The organism is Arthrobacter sp. Y3224198 (assembly GCF_059090025.1).
The window spans coordinates 36,539-54,676 of record NZ_JBNHFG010000010.1 but is presented as its reverse complement, the minus strand read 5'-3'; the positions used below and the strand labels follow the sequence as shown (position 1 = coordinate 54,676).

The 18,138-nt window shown below is 67.1% G+C and carries 15 protein-coding genes and 1 riboswitch; of the genes, 5 read left to right on the top strand and 10 right to left on the bottom strand.

Features of this window, described 5'->3' with window-relative positions:
- The first annotated feature begins 20 nt into the window (after nucleotides 1-20).
- The gene (locus AC5RUF_RS07720) at nucleotides 21-746 is read left to right on the top strand and encodes an ABC transporter ATP-binding protein (protein ID WP_494130189.1); all 726 of its coding nucleotides are present in this window, start codon (nucleotides 21-23) and stop codon (nucleotides 744-746) included.
- On the opposite strand, the gene ligD is transcribed toward AC5RUF_RS07720, so the two are convergent.
- Nucleotides 743-1,765, bottom strand: coding sequence for a non-homologous end-joining DNA ligase (gene ligD / locus AC5RUF_RS07715; protein ID WP_494130188.1), 1,023 nt, complete (start codon nucleotides 1,763-1,765; stop codon nucleotides 743-745). The two genes, AC5RUF_RS07720 and ligD, sit on opposite strands and share 4 nt — an antisense overlap.
- A gap of 82 nt (nucleotides 1,766-1,847) precedes the next feature.
- Nucleotides 1,848-3,068: an MFS transporter gene (locus tag AC5RUF_RS07710; protein ID WP_493996679.1), complete on the bottom strand. Its 1,221-nt coding sequence runs from the start codon at nucleotides 3,066-3,068 to the stop codon at nucleotides 1,848-1,850.
- Between the two features lie 430 nt (nucleotides 3,069-3,498).
- Nucleotides 3,499-3,648, top strand: a riboswitch (cyclic di-AMP (ydaO/yuaA leader).
- A 6-nt stretch (nucleotides 3,649-3,654) separates the two neighbouring features.
- Between AC5RUF_RS07710 and AC5RUF_RS07705 the strand changes: the two genes are divergently transcribed.
- Nucleotides 3,655-4,533: a LysM peptidoglycan-binding domain-containing protein gene (locus AC5RUF_RS07705; protein WP_494130187.1), complete on the top strand. Its 879-nt coding sequence runs from the start codon at nucleotides 3,655-3,657 to the stop codon at nucleotides 4,531-4,533.
- A gap of 90 nt (nucleotides 4,534-4,623) precedes the next feature.
- Here AC5RUF_RS07705 and AC5RUF_RS07700 read toward each other — a convergent pair whose 3' ends face one another.
- Genes AC5RUF_RS07700 through AC5RUF_RS07675 form a run of 6 tightly spaced genes read right to left on the bottom strand, consistent with a single transcriptional unit; the run spans nucleotide 4,624 to nucleotide 12,370 of the window.
- The gene (locus AC5RUF_RS07700) at nucleotides 4,624-5,298 is read right to left on the bottom strand and encodes a response regulator (protein ID WP_494130186.1); all 675 of its coding nucleotides are present in this window, start codon (nucleotides 5,296-5,298) and stop codon (nucleotides 4,624-4,626) included.
- Nucleotides 5,295-7,820, bottom strand: coding sequence for a DUF4118 domain-containing protein (locus AC5RUF_RS07695; protein ID WP_494130185.1), 2,526 nt, complete (start codon nucleotides 7,818-7,820; stop codon nucleotides 5,295-5,297). Before AC5RUF_RS07695 ends, AC5RUF_RS07700 begins: the two co-directional genes overlap by 4 nt.
- A gap of 3 nt (nucleotides 7,821-7,823) precedes the next feature.
- Nucleotides 7,824-8,420, bottom strand: a complete 597-nt coding sequence (gene kdpC / locus AC5RUF_RS07690) for a K(+)-transporting ATPase subunit C (protein ID WP_494130184.1) — start codon at nucleotides 8,418-8,420, stop codon at nucleotides 7,824-7,826.
- 49 nt (nucleotides 8,421-8,469) lie between these two features.
- Nucleotides 8,470-10,617 (bottom strand): potassium-transporting ATPase subunit KdpB, encoded by a 2,148-nt coding sequence (kdpB, locus tag AC5RUF_RS07685; RefSeq protein ID WP_494130183.1) that lies wholly within the window; start codon nucleotides 10,615-10,617, stop codon nucleotides 8,470-8,472.
- A 2-nt stretch (nucleotides 10,618-10,619) separates the two neighbouring features.
- Nucleotides 10,620-12,281 (bottom strand): potassium-transporting ATPase subunit KdpA, encoded by a 1,662-nt coding sequence (kdpA, locus tag AC5RUF_RS07680; RefSeq protein WP_493996547.1) that lies wholly within the window; start codon nucleotides 12,279-12,281, stop codon nucleotides 10,620-10,622.
- Entirely contained in the window at nucleotides 12,281-12,370 is a 90-nt protein-coding gene (locus AC5RUF_RS07675) for a potassium-transporting ATPase subunit F (RefSeq protein WP_493996546.1), read from the bottom strand. The genes kdpA and AC5RUF_RS07675 overlap by 1 nt, the downstream gene beginning before the upstream one ends.
- 339 nt (nucleotides 12,371-12,709) lie before the next feature.
- Between AC5RUF_RS07675 and AC5RUF_RS07670 the strand changes: the two genes are divergently transcribed.
- Nucleotides 12,710-13,351, top strand: a complete 642-nt coding sequence (locus tag AC5RUF_RS07670; protein ID WP_493996545.1) for a TetR/AcrR family transcriptional regulator — start codon at nucleotides 12,710-12,712, stop codon at nucleotides 13,349-13,351.
- Nucleotides 13,352-13,385: 34 nt separating this feature from the next.
- Nucleotides 13,386-14,135: an SDR family NAD(P)-dependent oxidoreductase gene (locus tag AC5RUF_RS07665; protein WP_493996544.1), complete on the top strand. Its 750-nt coding sequence runs from the start codon at nucleotides 13,386-13,388 to the stop codon at nucleotides 14,133-14,135.
- 26 nt (nucleotides 14,136-14,161) lie between these two features.
- On the opposite strand, the gene AC5RUF_RS07660 is transcribed toward AC5RUF_RS07665, so the two are convergent.
- Nucleotides 14,162-15,511: an alpha-amylase family glycosyl hydrolase gene (locus AC5RUF_RS07660; RefSeq protein ID WP_494130182.1), complete on the bottom strand. Its 1,350-nt coding sequence runs from the start codon at nucleotides 15,509-15,511 to the stop codon at nucleotides 14,162-14,164.
- A gap of 145 nt (nucleotides 15,512-15,656) precedes the next feature.
- On the opposite strand from AC5RUF_RS07660, the gene AC5RUF_RS07655 reads away from it, so the two are divergent.
- Nucleotides 15,657-15,920 carry a hypothetical protein gene (locus tag AC5RUF_RS07655; RefSeq protein ID WP_493996542.1) on the top strand — a complete coding sequence of 88 codons (264 nt, stop codon included), beginning with the start codon at nucleotides 15,657-15,659 and terminating at the stop codon, nucleotides 15,918-15,920.
- A 13-nt stretch (nucleotides 15,921-15,933) separates the two neighbouring features.
- On the opposite strand, the gene AC5RUF_RS07650 is transcribed toward AC5RUF_RS07655, so the two are convergent.
- Entirely contained in the window at nucleotides 15,934-18,024 is a 2,091-nt protein-coding gene (locus AC5RUF_RS07650) for a transglycosylase domain-containing protein (RefSeq protein WP_494130181.1), read from the bottom strand.
- Nucleotides 18,025-18,138: the final 114 nt, after the last annotated feature.

Below are 18,138 nucleotides of genomic sequence, written 5' to 3'. Positions count from 1 at the left end.
ATCCACGGAAGGAACACCATATGCACAACCTGACCGACACCACCCCGTCCGGCAATCGCCCCGCTGCGGGCTGCGCGCTGGAGCTGGACGGCGTCACGCTGGAGTACCCGGACGGCGCCGGCACCTTGAAAGCGCTCGACAATGTCAGTGTGGCTATCCCGCGCGGGCGCATTGTCTCCCTGACCGGCCCCTCGGGTTCCGGGAAGTCCTCCCTGCTGGCTGTCGCGGCCACGCTGATCCGTCCGGGGTCGGGAACCGTGAGGGTAGCCGGGATACGGACCAATGACCTGGACGACGCCGGCTGCACCGCCCTCCGGCGCACCAACCTGGGGATCGTCTTCCAGCAGCCGAATCTGCTCCCGTCGCTCACAGCCGTGGAACAACTGGTGATTACGGACCGGATGCGGGGCAGGACCAAGCAATCCGAAGTCCGTGCACGCGGACTCCTGGAACTCGTGGGACTGCAGGACGCCGCCGGCAAACGCCCGCACCAGCTCTCCGGCGGGCAGCGCCAGCGCGTCAACATTGCCCGCGCCCTGATGGGCGATCCCTCGCTGCTGCTGGTGGATGAGCCGACTGCGGCCCTGGACCACGGGCGTTCCGGGCAAATTGTCCGCCTGCTTGTGGACGTGACCCGGGAATTCAACCTCGGCACGCTGATGGTCACCCACGATACGGACTTCGTGCCGCTGACCGACGCCGTGGCCACCATGCAGGACGGCCGGCTCAAGGCTCCGGTGTCCTAGTCCTTCCGCCGGGCACGGCTGGGCTGGACGCGGGGCGGTTCCCCCGGCATCTTGGGGTAGTCCGGGGGGAAAGGCAGCTCCCCCAGGCCGTTGGAGAGGTCCCGCTCCCACCAGCCCAGCAGGACGTCGATGCTGCCGGGATTCCGGTACATGTCCGCCCACGGATCGCCCACGGTGCGCAGCCGCTCGGGGACGGTGGCAATCGTGAAGTCGGCCGGCTGCACCTTGTCCAGTTCCTCCCAGGTGACCGGGGTGGAAACGGGTGCATCCGGCAGTGCCCGGGGGCTGTAGGCCCCCGCCATGGTCCGGTCCCGGTTGGCCTGGTTGAAGTCGACGAAAACGCGGGAGCCGCGCTCTTCCTTCCACCACGCGGTGGTCACCTGTTCCGGCATCCGGCGCTCCACCTCACGTGCGGCGGCTATGACGGCATGGCGCACGTCCAGGAACTCATGTTCGGGGCGGATGGGAGCGAACAGGTGGATGCCGCGGTTGCCTGAAGTCTTGATGAACGCCTCCAGTCCGGCCTCCGCGAGGATGGAGCGCAGTTCGCGGGCCGGCCGCACGGCGTCGGCAAACCCGGTTCCCGGCTGCGGATCCAGGTCGATGCGCAACTGGTCAGGGTTGTCCGTGTTGTCCGCCCGCGAGGGCCAGGGATGGAATACCAGGGTGTTCATCTGTACGGCCCAGACGGCGGCGGCCGGTTCATCCAGCACCACTTGCGGGTGGGAGCGGGCACTGGGGTACTTCACCGTGACGCCGCGCATCCAGTCCGGCATGCCGCGCGGCGGGTTTTTCGAGAAGAAGACCTCTCCGTCGATGCCCTCGGGAAACCGTTCCAATGAGACCGGACGGCCGCCGTTGGCGTGGATGAAGGCCTGGCCCACCTCTGAGAGGTAGCGGGCCAGATCCAGTTTCGTGATGCCCGGTTTTGGCCAGAGCACCCTTCCGGGGCTCGAGATGCGGACCTGGCGGTCCCCATGCGGGCCGGGAACGGTCAGGGTGGTTTCCTCACGTGCCATGGTGCTTCCCCTCTTTAGTGGAGACCTGTGATCCACGAGGTTACCTGCTGCCCGGGAGGGATTGGAGCAACCCGCCCCCGGCTCAGGCGGCCGGAACGCCCAGCTTCGGATCCACGGGGGTGCCGGGCCGGATCTGCTTGCGTCCGTGGACAAAGTAGTACAGCACGGTGGATGCCAGCAGCACGGCGGCCAACACCCAGTACATGCCGTGGAATCCGGCTGCCGGCAGGAGCATGCCGAGCAGCAGCGGGCCCAGGCCCACGCCCGCGTCCATCAGGATGAAGAAGGTGGAGGTTGCCAGGCCGATCCGGTGGGGCGGTGCCATGGTCACGGCAATGGCCTGCGCACAGGGCATCAGGGCGCCGAACCCGAAGCCCACGAACACCCCGGCCAGGGCCAGCACCGTGTCATTGGGGGCGTAGGCCAGCAGGGCAAGGCCCGCCGCGAAGGACACCAGAGTCGGGTAGACCACGGCGTTGTCTCCGTGCCGGTCCTGAATGCGGCCCACAAAGAGCCGGGAGACCAGGACGACCACGGCGTAGACCATAAAGAAGAAGCTGGCTCCGAGCACGAGGTCTTCGGACTGGGCGTAGGAATTCAGGAAGGACAGGATGCCGGCATAGGCGGCTCCGGCAATGAACATCACCGAGGCAATCGGCAGCGCACTCGGGTCAATGATGTCCGTCAGGTGCATCCGCCATTTGTTCTGCTGCTCTTCGGGTGTCGGTGTCCGCTCGGGCAGGCGCAGCACGAGGGACAGGAGGAGCGCGACGGCGGCGCAGCCGGCGGTGACCAGGAACAGGGCGCGGTAGCTCACCGAGTCCACCAGCAGCACGGCAAGGAACGGGCCGGCGGCCGTGGCGAGGGTGGTCGAGATACCGAAATAGCCGGTGCCTTCGCCGCGCCGGTTAACCGGGATCAGCCCCATAACGGAGGCGGAAAGGCTGGTGCTGGCCGCGCCGAAAGCAGCTCCGTGGACTATCCGCACGGTCAGCAGGAGGGCCAGGTTTCCGGCCGGGATGTACAGCACGGCGGCCACCACAAACACTGCAAGGCTGATGATCAGCAGCCGCCGCCGGCCTACGAAATCCAGGAACTTCCCGGCAAAGACGCGGGCCACCAGGGCACCGATCACAAAGGAACCGGAGGCAAACCCGCCGGCACTGTCCGACGCGTTGAACCGCTCGACGGCATAAAGCGCCATTGTGGTCATCAACAGGTAGAACACCATTGAAAGGAAAAGATTAGTGACTATCGCCAGCACAAATCCCTTGGTCCATAATTTCTGACCGCTGCCAGCCATTCTTTCTCCTGTCTCCGTATTGACCCCCGAGGAATCCGCCGCCAGATTGAAAGGCAGCCTAACTACCTTACGCCCGGACAAAGCGGACATCGGACAGTGCGGGGGAAGTGGGACGAAGGCCACATTTGCGCAGCGCAGTCAGTCGAGACAGTCCAGCACCAGCAGTCACGGCAGTATCACAGGCTCGCGCAGGCGGCGGCGCGGCAAGGAGCAAATGCCGGGCCAGGACGGGTTAAAGGTGGGACTGATGGGCATCAAGGGGGCTGGAATCAACCGATGTTGTTAGCACATTGCGGCGCCACTCACACGCCGAAGAGAACCCGATCACAGAATGGTTATCCAACCGTAACCATCTTGTAGCGTAGTGGGCATGCCGCTTTCCTTGATGCGGCGCCCCGGGCTTGTTACCTAGCTCTGCCGCTGGTCCGGGGTCCACAGAACGCAACACCACGGCAGGGGCGGGGGAACCAATTACGGGTTCCACGAATCCTTGGGGTTAAGCCATCCGGATTCAGTCCGGTGGCCGGGTGACTCCCATCCGCATCCGACAGCTCACCTCGCAGGTATCGGGAGAGGTTATATACACATGTCATTCAACAAGACCCGTGCACGTCACCGCGCCGAGACCACCGGCGTTTGGTCCACCATCTCACAGACCGCCGCAGGCCGCGGCCGCACCATCGGCAGCACCGCCGCCGTTGTAGCTGCCGGTTCCGGCCTGATGCTCGGCATGGCCGGCCCGGCCTCCGCCGGTGTAGTTGCCAACGACAACTACACCCCCGCCCAGACCGCTGCTCCGGCTCCTGCCCCTGCTGCCGCCCCGGCGGCTGTGGCTCCCGTTGCTGCACCCGCAGCTGCTGCGTCCACCCACACAGTCCAGTCCGGCGACACCCTGGGCCAGATTGCCGCTGCCTACGGCGTCGGCCTGGACAGCGTCCTGGCGCTGAACGGACTGTCCCTGGCCTCGGTCATCTACCCCGGTGACGTCATCACCGTCTCCGGCGAAGCTGCTCCGGCCGCCATCGACTACACCGCTGTTTCCTACGCCACCGAAAGCTACGCCGCTCCGGCTGCCGCAGCCAACACCGGCGTCATCAGCACCCAGGCCACCTCGGTGACCCCGGCTCCCGCTGCCGCCGTGGGCGGCACCAATGCCATCATGCTGGCCTCGGCTTACGCCCAGCTGGGCGCAGCCCAGGACTGCACCGTCCTGGTGGAGCAGGCACTGCGCGCCGCCGGCCACTCTGTCGGCGATCTCGCTCCGGCCCAGCTGGCTGCCTACGGCACCCAGGTCTCCACTCCGGAGCCCGGCGACATGGTCTACTACGCCGACGGCGGCATGGGCCTGGCCCACATTGCCATCTACGTCGGCAACGGCGAAGCCATCCACAGCGGTTGGAACGGCAACCAGACCGTTGTCCAGTCCGTGAACGTCGGCTCCGGCCCCGTGTTCTACCGCGCATAAGGCTCCCGGGCCCAACGCACGGCCGGCACCGCCGGCTGACCCGCAATGCATCCGTTCCTCAAAGAGGGCGGATGCATTGCGGTTTAAGCATCAGGGCACAAACCGGTAGCCCATCCCGTGTTCGGTCAGCAGATGGGCAGGACTGGCCGGATCGGTTTCCAGCTTGCGGCGCAGCTGCCCGATGTACAGGCGAAGATAGCCGGCGTCCGTGGTACCCGGCCCCCAGACATTGTTCAGCAGCGTCTGCTGCGTGACGAGCATTCCGGGATGGGCCAGCAGCTCGGAGAGGAAACGCCATTCGGTGGGTGTCAGCCGGATGTCCGTTCCGTCATCGGTCCGGGCGATGCGGCGTGCAGCCAGGTCCACGCGGACGGCACCGAAGCTGATCTCACTGGGTCCGGCGGCCGCCGGCGACCGCCGGGACAGGGCACGGATCCGTGCCAGCAACTCCTCGGTGGAGAAGGGCTTGGTGACGTAGTCGTCCGCCCCCAGGTCCAAGGCCCGCACCTTGTCCGCCGGGTCCGCCCGGCCTGAAACCACCAGGATGGGCACGCTGCTCCAGCCCCGCACCGCTTCGATGACATCCATGCCGCTCAGTCCCGGCATGCCCAGGTCCAGGACCAGGAGATCGGGGTGGGTGTCCACTGCCTTGCGGATGGCCGTGCTGCCGCTTTCGGCGGTGACCACGTCATAGCCGTAGGCGCCCAGGGTGATGCGCAGGGCACGGAGGATCTGGACGTCGTCGTCCGCAATCAGGATCCTCATCCCGCCACCGCCGCCGTATCCGGCACCGAGCTTCGGGCCGCTGCCGGCAGCGAGAGGACCATGGTCAGTCCGCCGCCGGGTGTGTCTTCGGTTTCCAGTGTTCCGCCCATGCCTTCCGTAAATCCCTTGGCCAGCGCCAGGCCAAGGCCCAGCCCGGTTGCATTATCCGTATCCCCCAGCCGCTGGAACGGGACGAAGATCTCGCCCCGCCGTTGTTCGGGCACTCCGGGGCCTGAGTCTATGACCCGGACCTCCACCCGGCCGGCAAATTCGCTCACCGCCAGCACCGCCCGGCTGCCGGCGGGGCTGAACCGCACCGCGTTGGCCAGCAGATTGACCAGGACCCGCTGCAGCAGCACCGGGTCAGCCATCACGGTGCGCTGGACGGAGGGAATCTCCAACTCCACTTCGGCCGGCCCCAGCTCCAGCTCCTCCAGTGCGGGGAGCACTGCATCGGCCACATCCAGCGGCTCCAACGCGACCCCCACTACTCCCGCCTGGAGCCGGCTGACATCCAGCAGGCTCGTTACCAGGGACGAGAGCGAGGCCAGGGATTCCTCCGCGGTGGCCAGCAGTTCGCTGCGGTCCTGTTCGGACCATTGCACATCGGTGGCCCGCAGCCCCGTGACGGCCGCGGTGGCGGCCGTCAGCGGACGGCGCAGGTCATGCCCCACGGCGGCCAGCAACGCGGTACGCACCTTGTCCGCTTCGGCCAGGGACCCGAGACCCCGTGCCGTTTCCGTCAGCTCGCGGTGTTCAAGGGCGGCTTCCAGCTGGGCGGTGATCACCGCCAGCAACCGCCGGTCCGAGGCCGCCAGCTCGCGGCCCCACAACTCCAGGAAGCCGCGCTCCCCCAGCTGCAGACGGGTGAATGCCGGCGACTCGCCTACCGCCCCGGCCGGCCAGTCGCCGTCGCTGTACAGGGTGCCGCCGTCGGCCCGCAGCCGCGCTGCGCCGAGGTTGAACGCCTCGCGGGTCCGGCCGACGAGGGCGGCCAGGGCATCCTCGCCGCGCAGCACGCTGCCGGCGACGGAAGCCAGCAGCTCCGACTCGGATGCCGAGCGGCGGGCAGTACGGGCACGCCGTGCTGCCGCATCCACCACGTAGCTGACCAGCAGGGCGTTGACCACGTACAGTGCCAGCGCCAGGATGTGCGACGGCGTGGCCACCGTGACGGTGTACAGCGGTGAGATGAAAAAGTAGTCCAGGGTCAGTCCCGAGAGCAGCGCCGCAAACAGGGCCGGCCAGATGCCGCCGACCAGCGCCACCAGGATCACCAGCAGCTGGTAGCTCAGCACATCCCCGGTGATGGTTTCGCTGCTTCGGGCCGCCACGAGGGCCGCCGTCAGCAGCGGACCGCCCACCAGGGCAAAGGCGAACCCCAGCGCGCGCCGCCGCACCGAGAGGGCACTGCCGAACTGCGGCAGCACCAGGGTCCGGGCCGCGGCCGAGTGCGACACAATGTGCACGTCAATGTCCCCGGACTCACGGATCACGGTGGCGCCGATTCCGGGCCCGGACAGCAGGGCCGCCAGCCGGGGCCGGCGGCTGACACCGATCACCAGCTGGGTGGCATTGACGCCGCGGGCGAAGTCCACCAAGGCCTGCGGAATGTCGTTGCCCACCACTTGGTGGAAGCTGCCGCCCAGTTTCTCGACCAGGGCCCGCTGGGCGGCCAGCTCCCCCGGATTCGGTCCGCGCAGTCCGTCGTTTCCGGACACATGCACTGCCAGCAGCTTCCCGCCGGCGGACCGGGCGGCAATCCGGGCACCGCGGCGCAGCAGGGTGTGCCCCTCGGGCCCGCCGGTCAGGGCAACCACCACCCGTTCCCTGGCCTCCCATTTGCGGCTGATGCCCTGCTCGGCGCGGTACCGGTTCAGGGCGGAATCCACCTCGTCGGCCAGCCACAGCAGGGCCAGTTCGCGCAGTGCCGTGAGGTTGCCAAGCCGGAAGTAGTTGGACAGCGCGGCATCCACCCGCTCGGACGGGTAAATGCACCCTTCCGCCAGCCGCCCGCGCAGGGACTGCGGCGCCAGGTCCACCAGCTCCACCTGGTCCGCGCCGCGCAGCACCTCATCCGGCACGGTTTCCGCCTGCAGGGTCCCGGTGATCTGTTCAATGACGTCATTAAGGGAATCGATGTGCTGGATGTTCACCGTGGACAGGACGTTGATCCCGGCCTCGAGCAGTGCCCGAACGTCCTGCCAGCGCTTCTGGTGCCGCAGCCCCGGGGCGTTGGTGTGCGCCAGTTCATCCACCAGCGCGTACTCCGGCCGGCGCTCCAACAGGGCGCCGAGGTCCATTTCCTGCAGCATCAGGCCGCGGTGCGGCATGCTGATCCGCGGTACGGTTTCCAGCCCCTCGGCCATCGCCGCGGTGCCGGCCCGCCCGTGGGTTTCCACCAGTCCGACCACCACGTCGCGGCCCTCCCCGCGGAGGCGGCGCCCCTCCTCGAGCATCGCGTAGGTCTTGCCCACGCCGGGCGCCGCCCCCAGAAATACCCTCAGTTGTCCCCGCGTCATGGACTAAGTGTCCAGCTCCGCCAGTGAAATGTTCAAAAGCAACACGTTCACTGCGGGCCGGAACCCTGTGGACTCGGTGGCCCGGCCGACCAGGTCCCGCACCTCCTCCTCCGCCAGCCCCCGCGCCTGCGCCACCCGCGGCACCTGCAGCTGCGCGTATTCGGGGCTGATATGCGGATCCAGTCCGGACCCGGAGGCGGTAACGGCATCCGCGGGAACATCCCCGGGAGCCGCCCCTTCCAGCGCGGCCACCGCGGCACGGCGTTCGGCGACGGCGTCGGCCAGGTCCTCGCTCAGCGGGCCCAGGTTGGAGCCGCCGGAGGAACCGCCGTCGTACCCGTCCCCCGCCGCAGACGGTCGGGACTGGAACCATTCGGGCAGGGCCGCGCCGTCGGCGTCCGTGAAGGACTGCCCAATGAGGCGGGACCCGGCAACCTCGCCGCCGGCCTCCACCGGCGAGCCGTTGCTGCGGCCGGGAAGGGCCACGGCACCTGCGGCCGCCAGGGCGAACGGGTAGGCCAGGCCCAGGACAAGGGTGAGCACGGCCAGGGCACGCACGGCGGTGCCGAGCTGGCGCATGCTGCTGCGGACGGGATTCATTCAGAACTCCTCAAACAGTGATGGATGGTGATCATGGGACCGGGGCCGCTCAGAAACCGGGCAGCAGGCTGACCAGCAGGTCAATGAGCTTGATGCCGATAAACGGCGCCACCACCCCGCCCACGCCGTAGATCAGCAGGTTGCGGGTCAGGACGGCGGAGGATCCGGCGGCCCGGTACTTCACGCCGCGCAGCGCCAGCGGAATCAGCGCCACAATCACCAGGGCGTTGAAGATTACCGCGGACAGGATGGCCGAGGCCGGCGAATGCAGCTGCATCACGTTCAGCGCGGCCAGTCCGGGGAACACTCCCACAAACATGGCCGGGATGATCGCGAAATACTTGGCAATGTCGTTGGCAATCGAGAATGTGGTCAGCGCCCCGCGGGTAATGAGCAGCTGCTTGCCGATGCCCACAATGTCGATCAGCTTGGTGGGATCGGAGTCCAGGTCCACCATGTTCCCGGCTTCCTTGGCCGCCGAGGTTCCGGTGTTCATGGCCACCCCGACGTCGGCCTGGGCCAGCGCGGGAGCGTCATTGGTGCCGTCGCCCGTCATCGCCACCAGGTGCCCGCCCTCCTGTTCCCGGCGGATCAGGGCCATCTTGTCCTCCGGCGTGGCTTCGGCCAGGAAGTCATCCACACCCGCTTCCGCCGCTATGGCCTTAGCCGTGTGCGGGTTGTCGCCGGTGATCATCACGGTGCGGATGCCCATCGCGCGCAGTTGGGCGAAGCGCTCCTTCAACCCGTCCTTGACCACGTCCTTGAGGTGGACGACGCCGAGGACCCGGGTGCCGCCGTCGGCGTCCCGGACCGCCACCAGCAGCGGGGTGCCGCCGCCGGTGGAAATCCGCTTCACCTGGTCCTCCACGGCGATCAGCACGTCGACGTCGATCCCGCCGGATGTGGCGGTCCAGTCCAGGATGGCGGACGCCGCCCCCTTGCGGATCTGCGCGCCGTCGGGGAAGTCCATGCCGCTCATCCGCGTCTGGGCGGTGAAGGGCACACTGATGGAGCCGGCCGGCGGCTCGGGCCGGCAGCCTTCCCGGGCGGCCAGCTCCACAATCGACTTGCCCTCCGGCGTTGGATCACCGAAGGAGGACAGCACGGCGGCGTCAATCAGGTCGGAGGCCTGGGCTCCGTTGATGGGGATGAATCCGGCCGCCTGCCGGTTGCCGTAGGTGATGGTGCCGGTCTTATCCAGCAGCAGGGTGGTCACGTCGCCGGCAGCCTCCACGGCGCGGCCGGACATGGCCAGCACGTTGCGCTGTACCAGCCGGTCCATGCCGGCAATGCCAATGGCCGAAAGCAGGGCGCCGATGGTGGTGGGGATCAGGCACACCAGCAGGGCTACCAGGACCGGGATGCTCACTGCGGCGTTGGAATAGGCCGCCAGCGGGTTCAGCGTCAGCACCACCACGATGAACACCAGGGACAGGGTGGCCAGCAGGATGTCCAGTGCTATTTCATTGGGCGTTTTCTGCCGGGCGGCACCTTCCACCAGGCGGATCATCCGGTCCACGAAGGTCTCTCCGGGCCGGCTGGTAATCCGGACCACAATACGGTCCGAGAGCACACGGGTACCGCCGGTGACCGCTGACCGGTCCCCGCCGGATTCGCGGATGACCGGCGCCGATTCGCCCGTGATGGCGGATTCATCCACCGAGGCGATCCCGTCGATCACATCGCCGTCGCCGGGGATGACATTGCCGGCTTCCACCACCACCACGTCGCCGAGGGCAAGGTCTGCCGATGCCACTTCCTCAACCTGCGCGGACAGCGCCGCCCGGTCCCGTTCGGCGTCGTAGCCGGTGACCCGGAAAGCTGCAGTGGTGGCCCGGCTGGCCCGCAGCGTGGCGGCCTGGGCCTTGCCGCGGCCTTCGGCTACGGATTCGGCCAGGTTGGCAAACAGCACGGTGGCCCACAGCCACGCCGCAATCAGCCAGGCGAAGGCGGCCGGCACCGGGGTTCCGCCGGAGTTGAGCGGACCGCCCGTGAAGGGCTCGGCGACGGCGATCAGTGTAATCAGCGCCGCGCCGACCTCCACGATGAACATCACGGGGGTCCGGACCATCACCCGGGGATCGAGTTTCCGGAAGGCTCCGGGCAGGGCGGCGGCCAGCGAACCGGCCGTGATGCCGCGCCCCGGAGCTGCCGGTTCGGAGAGGTCGGGTGTCGAAGGTTTGGTAAGTGTGGACATGGTCAGAGCAGTCCTTCCGCCAGGGGTCCCAGCGCGAGTACGGGAAAGAAGGTCAGTGCGGTAACGATCACCGTGACGCCGCACAGGAGCGTGACGGATTGGAGCCGGTGCGTCGGCAGGGTTCCGGCCGAGACGGGCACCTTGCCCTGCTGTGCGAACGAACCGGCCAGGGCGAGCACAAACACCATGGGCAGGAACCTTCCCACGAGCATGGCCACGCCCAGGGCCGTGTTCAGCCACGGGGTGTTGGCGGTGAGGCCGGCAAACGCGGAGCCGTTGTTGTTGGCCGCGGAGGTGAAGGCATACAGCACTTCGCTGAAGCCGTGCAGCCCCGTGTTGAGGATGGAGGTTCCCTCAATGTCGGCGCGGACGGCCGGGATGGCGAAGCTCAGCGCCGTCCCCGCCAGGACCAGGGTTGGCATGGTCAGGATGTACAGGCTGGCCAGCTTGATTTCCCGCGGACCGATTTTCTTGCCTAGGTATTCCGGGGTGCGTCCGACGAGCAGGCCGGCCACAAAGCAGGTGATGACGGCCAGGACCAGCATGCCGTACAGGCCGGAGCCGACGCCGCCGGGAGCCACCTCGCCCAGCATCATGTTCAGCATGGCCATCATGCCGCCGAAGGCACTGTAGCTGTCGTGCATGGAGTTCACGGCACCGGTGGACGTCAGGGTGCTGGTGGATCCGAAGAGCGTGGACCCGGCAATGCCGAACCTTTGCTCCTTTCCTTCCATGGACCCTGCGACCGACCCGGCAGCGTTGAACTCGAACGCGGTCATGGCGGTCAGCGAGACGGCGAAGATGGCGGCCATGGCGGCAAGGATGGCGTATCCCTGCCGGCGGTCGCCCACCATGGTCCCGAACGTGCGGGGCAGGCTGAACGGGATGGCAAGCATCAGGAAGACTTCCACCAGGTTGGTCCACCCGGTGGGGTTCTCGAAGGGATGCGCGGAGTTGGCATTGAAGAACCCGCCTCCGTTGGTGCCCAGCAGCTTGATGGCTTCCTGCGAAGCCACCGGCCCGCCGGGAATCACCTGCTCGCCGCCAACCAGGGTGGTGACCGTGGAGAACCCGTTGAAGTTCTGGATCACTCCCCCGATCATCAGCACCAGTGCGGCCAGGACAGCCCCCGGCAGCAGCAGGCGCAGCAGCCCGCGGGTGAGGTCCACCCAGAAATTGCCGATGGTATCCAGGTGCCGGCCCGCCAGTCCGCGCACCAGGGCAACCGCCACGGCCAGCCCGACGGCGGCGGAGAGGAAGTTCTGCACGGCCAGGCCAAGCATCTGCACGGCGTAGCCCATGGTCACTTCCGGCGAATATGACTGCCAGTTGGTGTTGGCCAGGAAGGACGCAGCGGTGTTGAACGCCAGTGCCTCCGGCACGGCGGGCAGCCCAAGCGAGCCGGGCAGTATCGGTTGGATGCGCTGGAGCACGTACAGCAGCGCCATGCCGGCAGCTGAGAACACCAGCACCCCGCGCAGATAGTTCTGCCAGGACTGGCCCGCCCCGGCATCCACCCCGACGAGCCGGTAAAAACCGCGTTCCACCCGCAGGTGCTTTTCGGAGGTGTACAGGCGGGCCATGAAGTCACCCAGCGGCCGGTAGGCCAGGACCAGAAGCACCACCAGCGTGAGGACCTGCACGGCCTCAAACCAAGCGCCCATCAGAACCGCTCCGGTCTGACAAGGGCTGCCAGCAGATAAACGGCAGCCGCAGCGCCGAGGCAGAGGGCCAGGATGTCGAAGAACGTCACAGCTTCTCCACCGCCCCTGCCATCAGGACAAACGCAGCAAACAGGGCCGCGAAGCCGGTAATAAAAAGAACATCGAGCACGGAAGTTGCCCCCAGGCTGGATCGGCGTGCCGCCGGTCGGCGGCACGGGCACGTTGTGTGCCGCCTTCGATTAGATGCCCGCCGCGGAGCCCGGATGACCATCCTTATGTTTTCCTCACGGCTCCCGGACAAACCCTTACGGAATGCCTATGCCCGCACGCCTCGGAGCGACGTCCCGCCGGGGCCCAACCGCTGGGTATACACTGTAAACATCCACTCACCGCCCGGCCCTGCCGGCCTGGTCCCAAGGAACCGTCTAATGCCCCATCAGCCGCTGAGACCCGGCCCGATTGCCGCAGCAGCCGTGCACATTGCCGACGCCGAAGGGCTCGACGCCGTTTCCATGCGGCGGGTGGCCCGCGAGCTGGATGTATCAGCCATGGCCCTGTACCGCCATGTGGCCGACCGGCAGGCACTGCTGCTGCTGATGGCCGAAACTGTGTCCGGGGACTACGCCCTGCTGCCGCCGGGAAAACACACCTGGCAGCAGATGCTCATGCATATGGCCGACGCCCAGTGGAACGTCTTTACCGCCCACCCCTGGCTGTTGAGCATCGTCCTCACGCCGCGCCGGCTGGTGAATGCAGCCAGCCCCGACGAGGTCGAACTCCTGCTGGCCACGCTGGAAGCGGCCGGATTCAGCCGGGAGCAGTGCTTTGACTGCCTGCTGGGAGTCTCGGCGGCCGTGATCGGCACAGCCACCATCACCATCGCCGCCCACACCGGACCGGAGCTTTCCGAGCCGGAGGCACCCCCACGCTGGGATGCCGAAACGGTGGCCCGCAATCCCCGTGCCGCCGGCTTCCAGGACCAGGGGATCAGCTACCCGGCCTCGCGCCGCTCGCTGGATTTCTTCGTCGCCAACTTCATCCGCGGCGTCGGGCGCACCCTCAATAACTGACCGGGCTACCGCCCGGGCTTACGGAAGGAAAAGCATGTTGCTTCAGAACAAGACCGCGATCATCACCGGCGGTGCAGGAGGTATCGGCCAGGGCATCGTTCGCCGGTTCCTGTCCGAGGGCGCCAATGTTGCCGTGGTGGATATTGACCAGGCCCAGGGAGAGGAACTGCTGGCCGGCCTGACGGGCCCGGGGGAAGCGATTTTCATCGCCAAGGACATTTCCAAGCCGGAGAATGCTGCAGCGATTGTGGCCGAAACAGTGGCACGCTTCGGCGCCCTGGACATCCTGGTCAACAACGCCCACGCCTCCAAGCAGGCACCGATCATGGAGACCACTCCGGAAATCTGGGACCTGTCCTTTAACACCGGGACCATGGCTACGTTCCACCTGATGCGCGCCGCCTACCCGGAGCTGAAGAAGACGCGCGGCAGCATTGTGAATTTCGCTTCCGGCGCCGGTATGAAGGGCCTGCCGAACCAGGTTGCCTATGCAGCGGCCAAGGAGGCCATCCGCGCCATTTCCCGCACCGCCGCCAATGAGTGGGCAGCCGACGGCATCCGGGTCAACGTGGTCTCCCCCGTGGCACTGACTCCGGGAATCGTGCAGTGGAGCAAGGCCTACCCGGACGCATACCAGGAAGTAGTGGACGGCGTACCGCTGGGCCGGCTGGGTGATCCGGAAACGGACATCGCCCCGGTGGTGGTGTTCCTGGCCAGCGAGCAGGCACAGTACGTTACCGGTCAGACACTGATGGCCGACGGCGGCTCCATCAAGCTGTACTGATCCGGCACAGGCAAAGCTCCGGCGGTCTAGCCCAGCACCGCCCAGCCCAGGGCCGGCAGCGCCAGCCGCTGTCCGGGAACGTCCAGTCCGCCCTCACCGGCCAGGACATCCCGGACAGCGGCCGGAACCTCCACCGTGGCCGCCGTGTCCGCCAGGTTCAGGGCGACAACCAGCGAGTGGGCGTCCTGGTGCACTTCGTAGACCAGCTGCTCATTGGCCAGCACATGCACGCGTGTGCGGGCGGAATGCACCCATGCGTGGCGGCGGCGCAGCCCGATCAGTTCCCGGTGCAGCAGGTACAGCGGCTGCCCCGCCGCAGAAAGCCTGTCCGGCGCCTCGGGAAACAGCGGACGGATGTCATCGTCTCCCCCGGCGCGGTCTTCCTTGATGCCCCGGTAGCCCTGCTCGTCGCCGTAGTAGATGGCCGGGGTCCCCGGCAGGGTCAGCAGCAGCACCACCGCGTGCGGCAGCCGGCCCGACGCTGCCAGGCGGCTGGCAATGCGGGTTACGTCGTGGTTCCCCACGAAGGTGAAGGGGACAAAAGTATCCAGGAACTCATTGTGGCGTTCGAGGGTCCAGCTGAGTTCGTAGAAGTTGCCTTCGGAGAGCGAGCTCCACACCGCCTTCCAGAGCTCGTACTGGGTCACGGAGTCCAGCGTTCCGTTCCGCACTTCGGCCGGATAGTCGCCGTGGATGTACTCCCCCACAAAGTACGCGTCCGGAAATTCGCTGCGGACATCGGCCAGCACGCCGGCCCAGAACGACGACGGGACGGCGTAGGCAGCGTCCAGCCGCCAGCCGTCGGCACCCCGGCGAAGCCAGTGCTTCATCACGCCGGCGACGAAGGCTGCCACCTCCGGCTCCCCGTGGTTCAGCGCCACCAGGTGGCTGTGGCCTTCAAAGTCCCGGTACTCCGGCTCCGTTCCGGGAGCGGCACCCTCCGGCCAGGTGAGATGGAACCAGCCGGCCTCCGGGGCATCCGGCCCCTGTTCCAGCACCCTTCGGAAGGGGGCAAAGGAGCGGGCAGTGTGGTTGAACACGCCGTCCAGCAGCACGCGGATGCCCCGGGCATGCGCCTGGCGGATCAGCTCATCGAAGTCGGCGTCGTCGCCCAGCCGCGGATCGATCCGGTAGTAGTCGGTGGTGTCATAGCCGTGCGTTTCGGAGGCGAACACCGGACCCAGGGCCAGCCCGGAGGCACCCATCTCCACCACGTAGTCCAGCCAGTTGGCAAGGTGCGGCAAACGGTGCCGGACGGGACCCTGGTCCTGTGCCGCCGGGACGGCCGGCACAGCCTCCCGTTCGGCTCCGGTGAACCCCAACGGATAGACGTGCCACCAAATGGCGTGCTGTACCCAGTCCGGCGTCGTTATCAAGAAAAGTGCCCTCCCCGTAGTCCATCAGTCAGGTACCAGTCTGCCATCATCAGCACCCTTACCGCCCACCGGCCTCCGCAGGGAATTACTGCACCCCGGCCGGCGCTGTAGGAGGTGGAAGCAACCACGAAAGTGAAGGACCCCCATGGCTTTGGAACAGATCGGCAACCAGCGGACCGGCATCGACGAGCGGCAGCAGAAAGTCTTCGACTATGTGCGCCGTTACGGGCGGGTCCAGCCGCAGGACGTCGCGGAAGAGTTTGACCTCGGCGGCGTTCAGACCCTGAACGTGCTCACCTCGCTCGAAGAGCTGGGCGCCCTCCGGCTGGTTTCCGGCGGGGACGGCGTTTTCGCAGTCCCCACCGGCCAGTCGCTGTGCGACCCCTACACGGGCACCTGCAGCATCTAGGGACCGGCCGGAACTACAGCATGCTGCGGGGCACGGCAGGGAACGCCCCGCCGTCGTACAGTCCGGCCACCGCACGCATGTACCCGGTCCACTGCGCACCGGCCAGCGCGGAACCGTCCACGTAGGAGCGGGAAACCCCGTTGATCTCCAGGTTGTTCAGTGACGTGTAGGAGTTCCAGTTGCCTACCCAGGACGCAGTGGCAATGCCGGTGGTGTAACCGACGGTCCAGGTCTGCTCGGACTGGTCGGTGGTGCCGGTCTTGGCCGCCGCGGGCACGCCGATGGGGGCGATGCTGCCAGGTGAACTGTTCACCAGGTTCTGCAGCGGAGACGTCACGGCTGCGGCGACATCAGCGGAAACGGCCTGCCGGCACTCCTGCTCCGGGATGTCATACGCCCTGCCCTGCCGGTCGGTGACCTCGGTGAGAGCCGTCGGCTTGCAGTATTCCCCGCCCGAGGCGAAGGTAGCGTAGGCCGAGGCCATGGTCAGCGGAGAAACCTCCTGGCCGCCCAGGACGAAGGAAGGGCTGGTGACTTCCAGCGGTTCCCCGTCCACGGCGCGGTGCACGCCCATATCGGTGGCAATGTCCCGGATGTCGCACAGGTCCAGCTGCGCCGCTTCGGCCACGGTGGCGGTGTTCACGGACCAGGTCAGCCCCTGGCCGACGGTCATGGAACGTTCGTAGCCCTCGGAGGCGTTCTTGAATTTCCATTCGTCGAACTCGGCGTTGCCGCCCAGACAGCTCGCCTTCCACTTGAACCCGGCCGGATAGGACGTGCGGGTGGCGTCGATGGTGTCATTGAGTCCGCGGCCGGACTCCAGCCACGCGGCCGTAGTGAAGGGCTTCATGGTGGAACCGGGCTGGAAGCCGTAGGGCGTGCCGCCCATATCCGCATCCACGTTGAAGTTCAGCTGCGTCCTGCCCTTCCCCGGTTCGGGGGTGTACTCGGTGTTCTGTGCCATCGCCAGGATCCTGCCGGTCCCGGGTTCCACGGAAACCAGCGCGGAGCCGGCTCCCGAGGCATCACCCACGGGCACCTGGGCCTCGATCTGCTTTTGGGCTTCCGCCTGCAGCCGGGAATCCAGGGTAGTCCGGATGGTCAGCCCGCCGCGGGCCAGCAGCCGGGAGCGTTCCTTCACATCGGCGCCGAAGGCATCGGACTGCAGGATGGCCTGCTCCACGTAACTGCAGAAGTACTGGGCGGTCTCCGCCCCGGTGCACCCCGAAGAGATGGTCTGCGGGTTCAGGTTCAGGCCGGTGGCCACCGCTTCGTCATACTCCGCCTGGGTGATCTTGCCGTTCTTCAACATGGCGCCCAGCACCGTGTCACGGCGGGCCTGGGTCCCTTCGGGGTTGGTGAAGGGATTGTAGACGCTGGGCGACTGCACCATGCCGGCCAGCATGGCGGACTGCGCCGGGTTCAGCTCGGCGGCGGAGATGCCGAAGAAGCTCCGGGCCGCTGCCTCCACGCCGTAGGTCTGCCCGCTGAAGAGCACTATGTTGAGGTACCCCTCCAGGATCTCTTCCTTGGAGTACTGGTGCTCGACGGCGACGGCCAGCTTGGCTTCGCGCAGCTTGTCGCCCATGTCCTTGGTGCCGCTGAGCGTCAGGTCGCTGCCGCCCTTGCCCTCGGCAATCGCATTGGTGATGAGGACGTTGTTGACGTATTGCATTGTCAGGGTGGAGGCGCCCTGGGTGTCGCTGCCGCCGGCGTTGGACGCGAAGGCTCGGGCCACGCCTTTGAAGTCGATGCCGTTGTGCTCAAAGAAGCGGGCGTCCTCGATGGCCACGATGGCGTCCTGCATGTTCGGGGAGATTTGATCCAGGCTGACCGGTACCCGGTTCTCCGCGTAGAACGTGGCCAGCAGTACCCCGTCGGCACTGTAGATCTTCGACCCCTCGTCCAGCGGGCCGGTTTCCAGCTCATCCGGGAGCTGGTCGAGCACCTCCACTCCCATGTCGCTGCCGGTGGCGGCGACGGCGGCCACCGGAATGAGGCTGGCTGCGGCCAGCACGCCGGCAAGCAGGCTGACCACGAAGAAGGCAACGAGTTTGCCGGGCAGACTCAGTCGTTCCAGGAAAGTGGATGTGGGGGGACGCATCCGGCCAATTTATCGGCTGTTCCTGAGAGGCTTCCTTGACCGCCCGTGCGGCGGCCGGTATAAGAGCCGACATGTGCATCGGGTGCCGTTTCCCGGGGATTCCGCGCAACGGCG

What these genes read in the sequence shown, in the direction of transcription:
- AC5RUF_RS07670 (WP_493996545.1), top strand. Translation starts at nt 12,710, where the DNA reads ATGCCCCATCAGCCGCTGAGACCCGGCCCGATTGCCGCAGCAGCCGTG.
- AC5RUF_RS07665 (WP_493996544.1), top strand. Translation starts at nt 13,386, where the DNA reads ATGTTGCTTCAGAACAAGACCGCGATCATCACCGGCGGTGCAGGAGGT.
- kdpC (WP_494130184.1), bottom strand. Translation starts at nt 8,420, where the DNA reads ATGAATCCCGTCCGCAGCAGCATGCGCCAGCTCGGCACCGCCGTGCGT.
- AC5RUF_RS07705 (WP_494130187.1), top strand. Translation starts at nt 3,655, where the DNA reads ATGTCATTCAACAAGACCCGTGCACGTCACCGCGCCGAGACCACCGGC.
- AC5RUF_RS07650 (WP_494130181.1), bottom strand. Translation starts at nt 18,024, where the DNA reads ATGCGTCCCCCCACATCCACTTTCCTGGAACGACTGAGTCTGCCCGGC.
- kdpA (WP_493996547.1), bottom strand. Translation starts at nt 12,281, where the DNA reads ATGGGCGCTTGGTTTGAGGCCGTGCAGGTCCTCACGCTGGTGGTGCTT.
- AC5RUF_RS07700 (WP_494130186.1), bottom strand. Translation starts at nt 5,298, where the DNA reads ATGAGGATCCTGATTGCGGACGACGACGTCCAGATCCTCCGTGCCCTG.
- AC5RUF_RS07720 (WP_494130189.1), top strand. Translation starts at nt 21, where the DNA reads ATGCACAACCTGACCGACACCACCCCGTCCGGCAATCGCCCCGCTGCG.
- AC5RUF_RS07695 (WP_494130185.1), bottom strand. Translation starts at nt 7,820, where the DNA reads ATGACGCGGGGACAACTGAGGGTATTTCTGGGGGCGGCGCCCGGCGTG.
- ligD (WP_494130188.1), bottom strand. Translation starts at nt 1,765, where the DNA reads ATGGCACGTGAGGAAACCACCCTGACCGTTCCCGGCCCGCATGGGGAC.
- AC5RUF_RS07710 (WP_493996679.1), bottom strand. Translation starts at nt 3,068, where the DNA reads ATGGCTGGCAGCGGTCAGAAATTATGGACCAAGGGATTTGTGCTGGCG.
- AC5RUF_RS07655 (WP_493996542.1), top strand. Translation starts at nt 15,657, where the DNA reads ATGGCTTTGGAACAGATCGGCAACCAGCGGACCGGCATCGACGAGCGG.
- kdpB (WP_494130183.1), bottom strand. Translation starts at nt 10,617, where the DNA reads ATGTCCACACTTACCAAACCTTCGACACCCGACCTCTCCGAACCGGCA.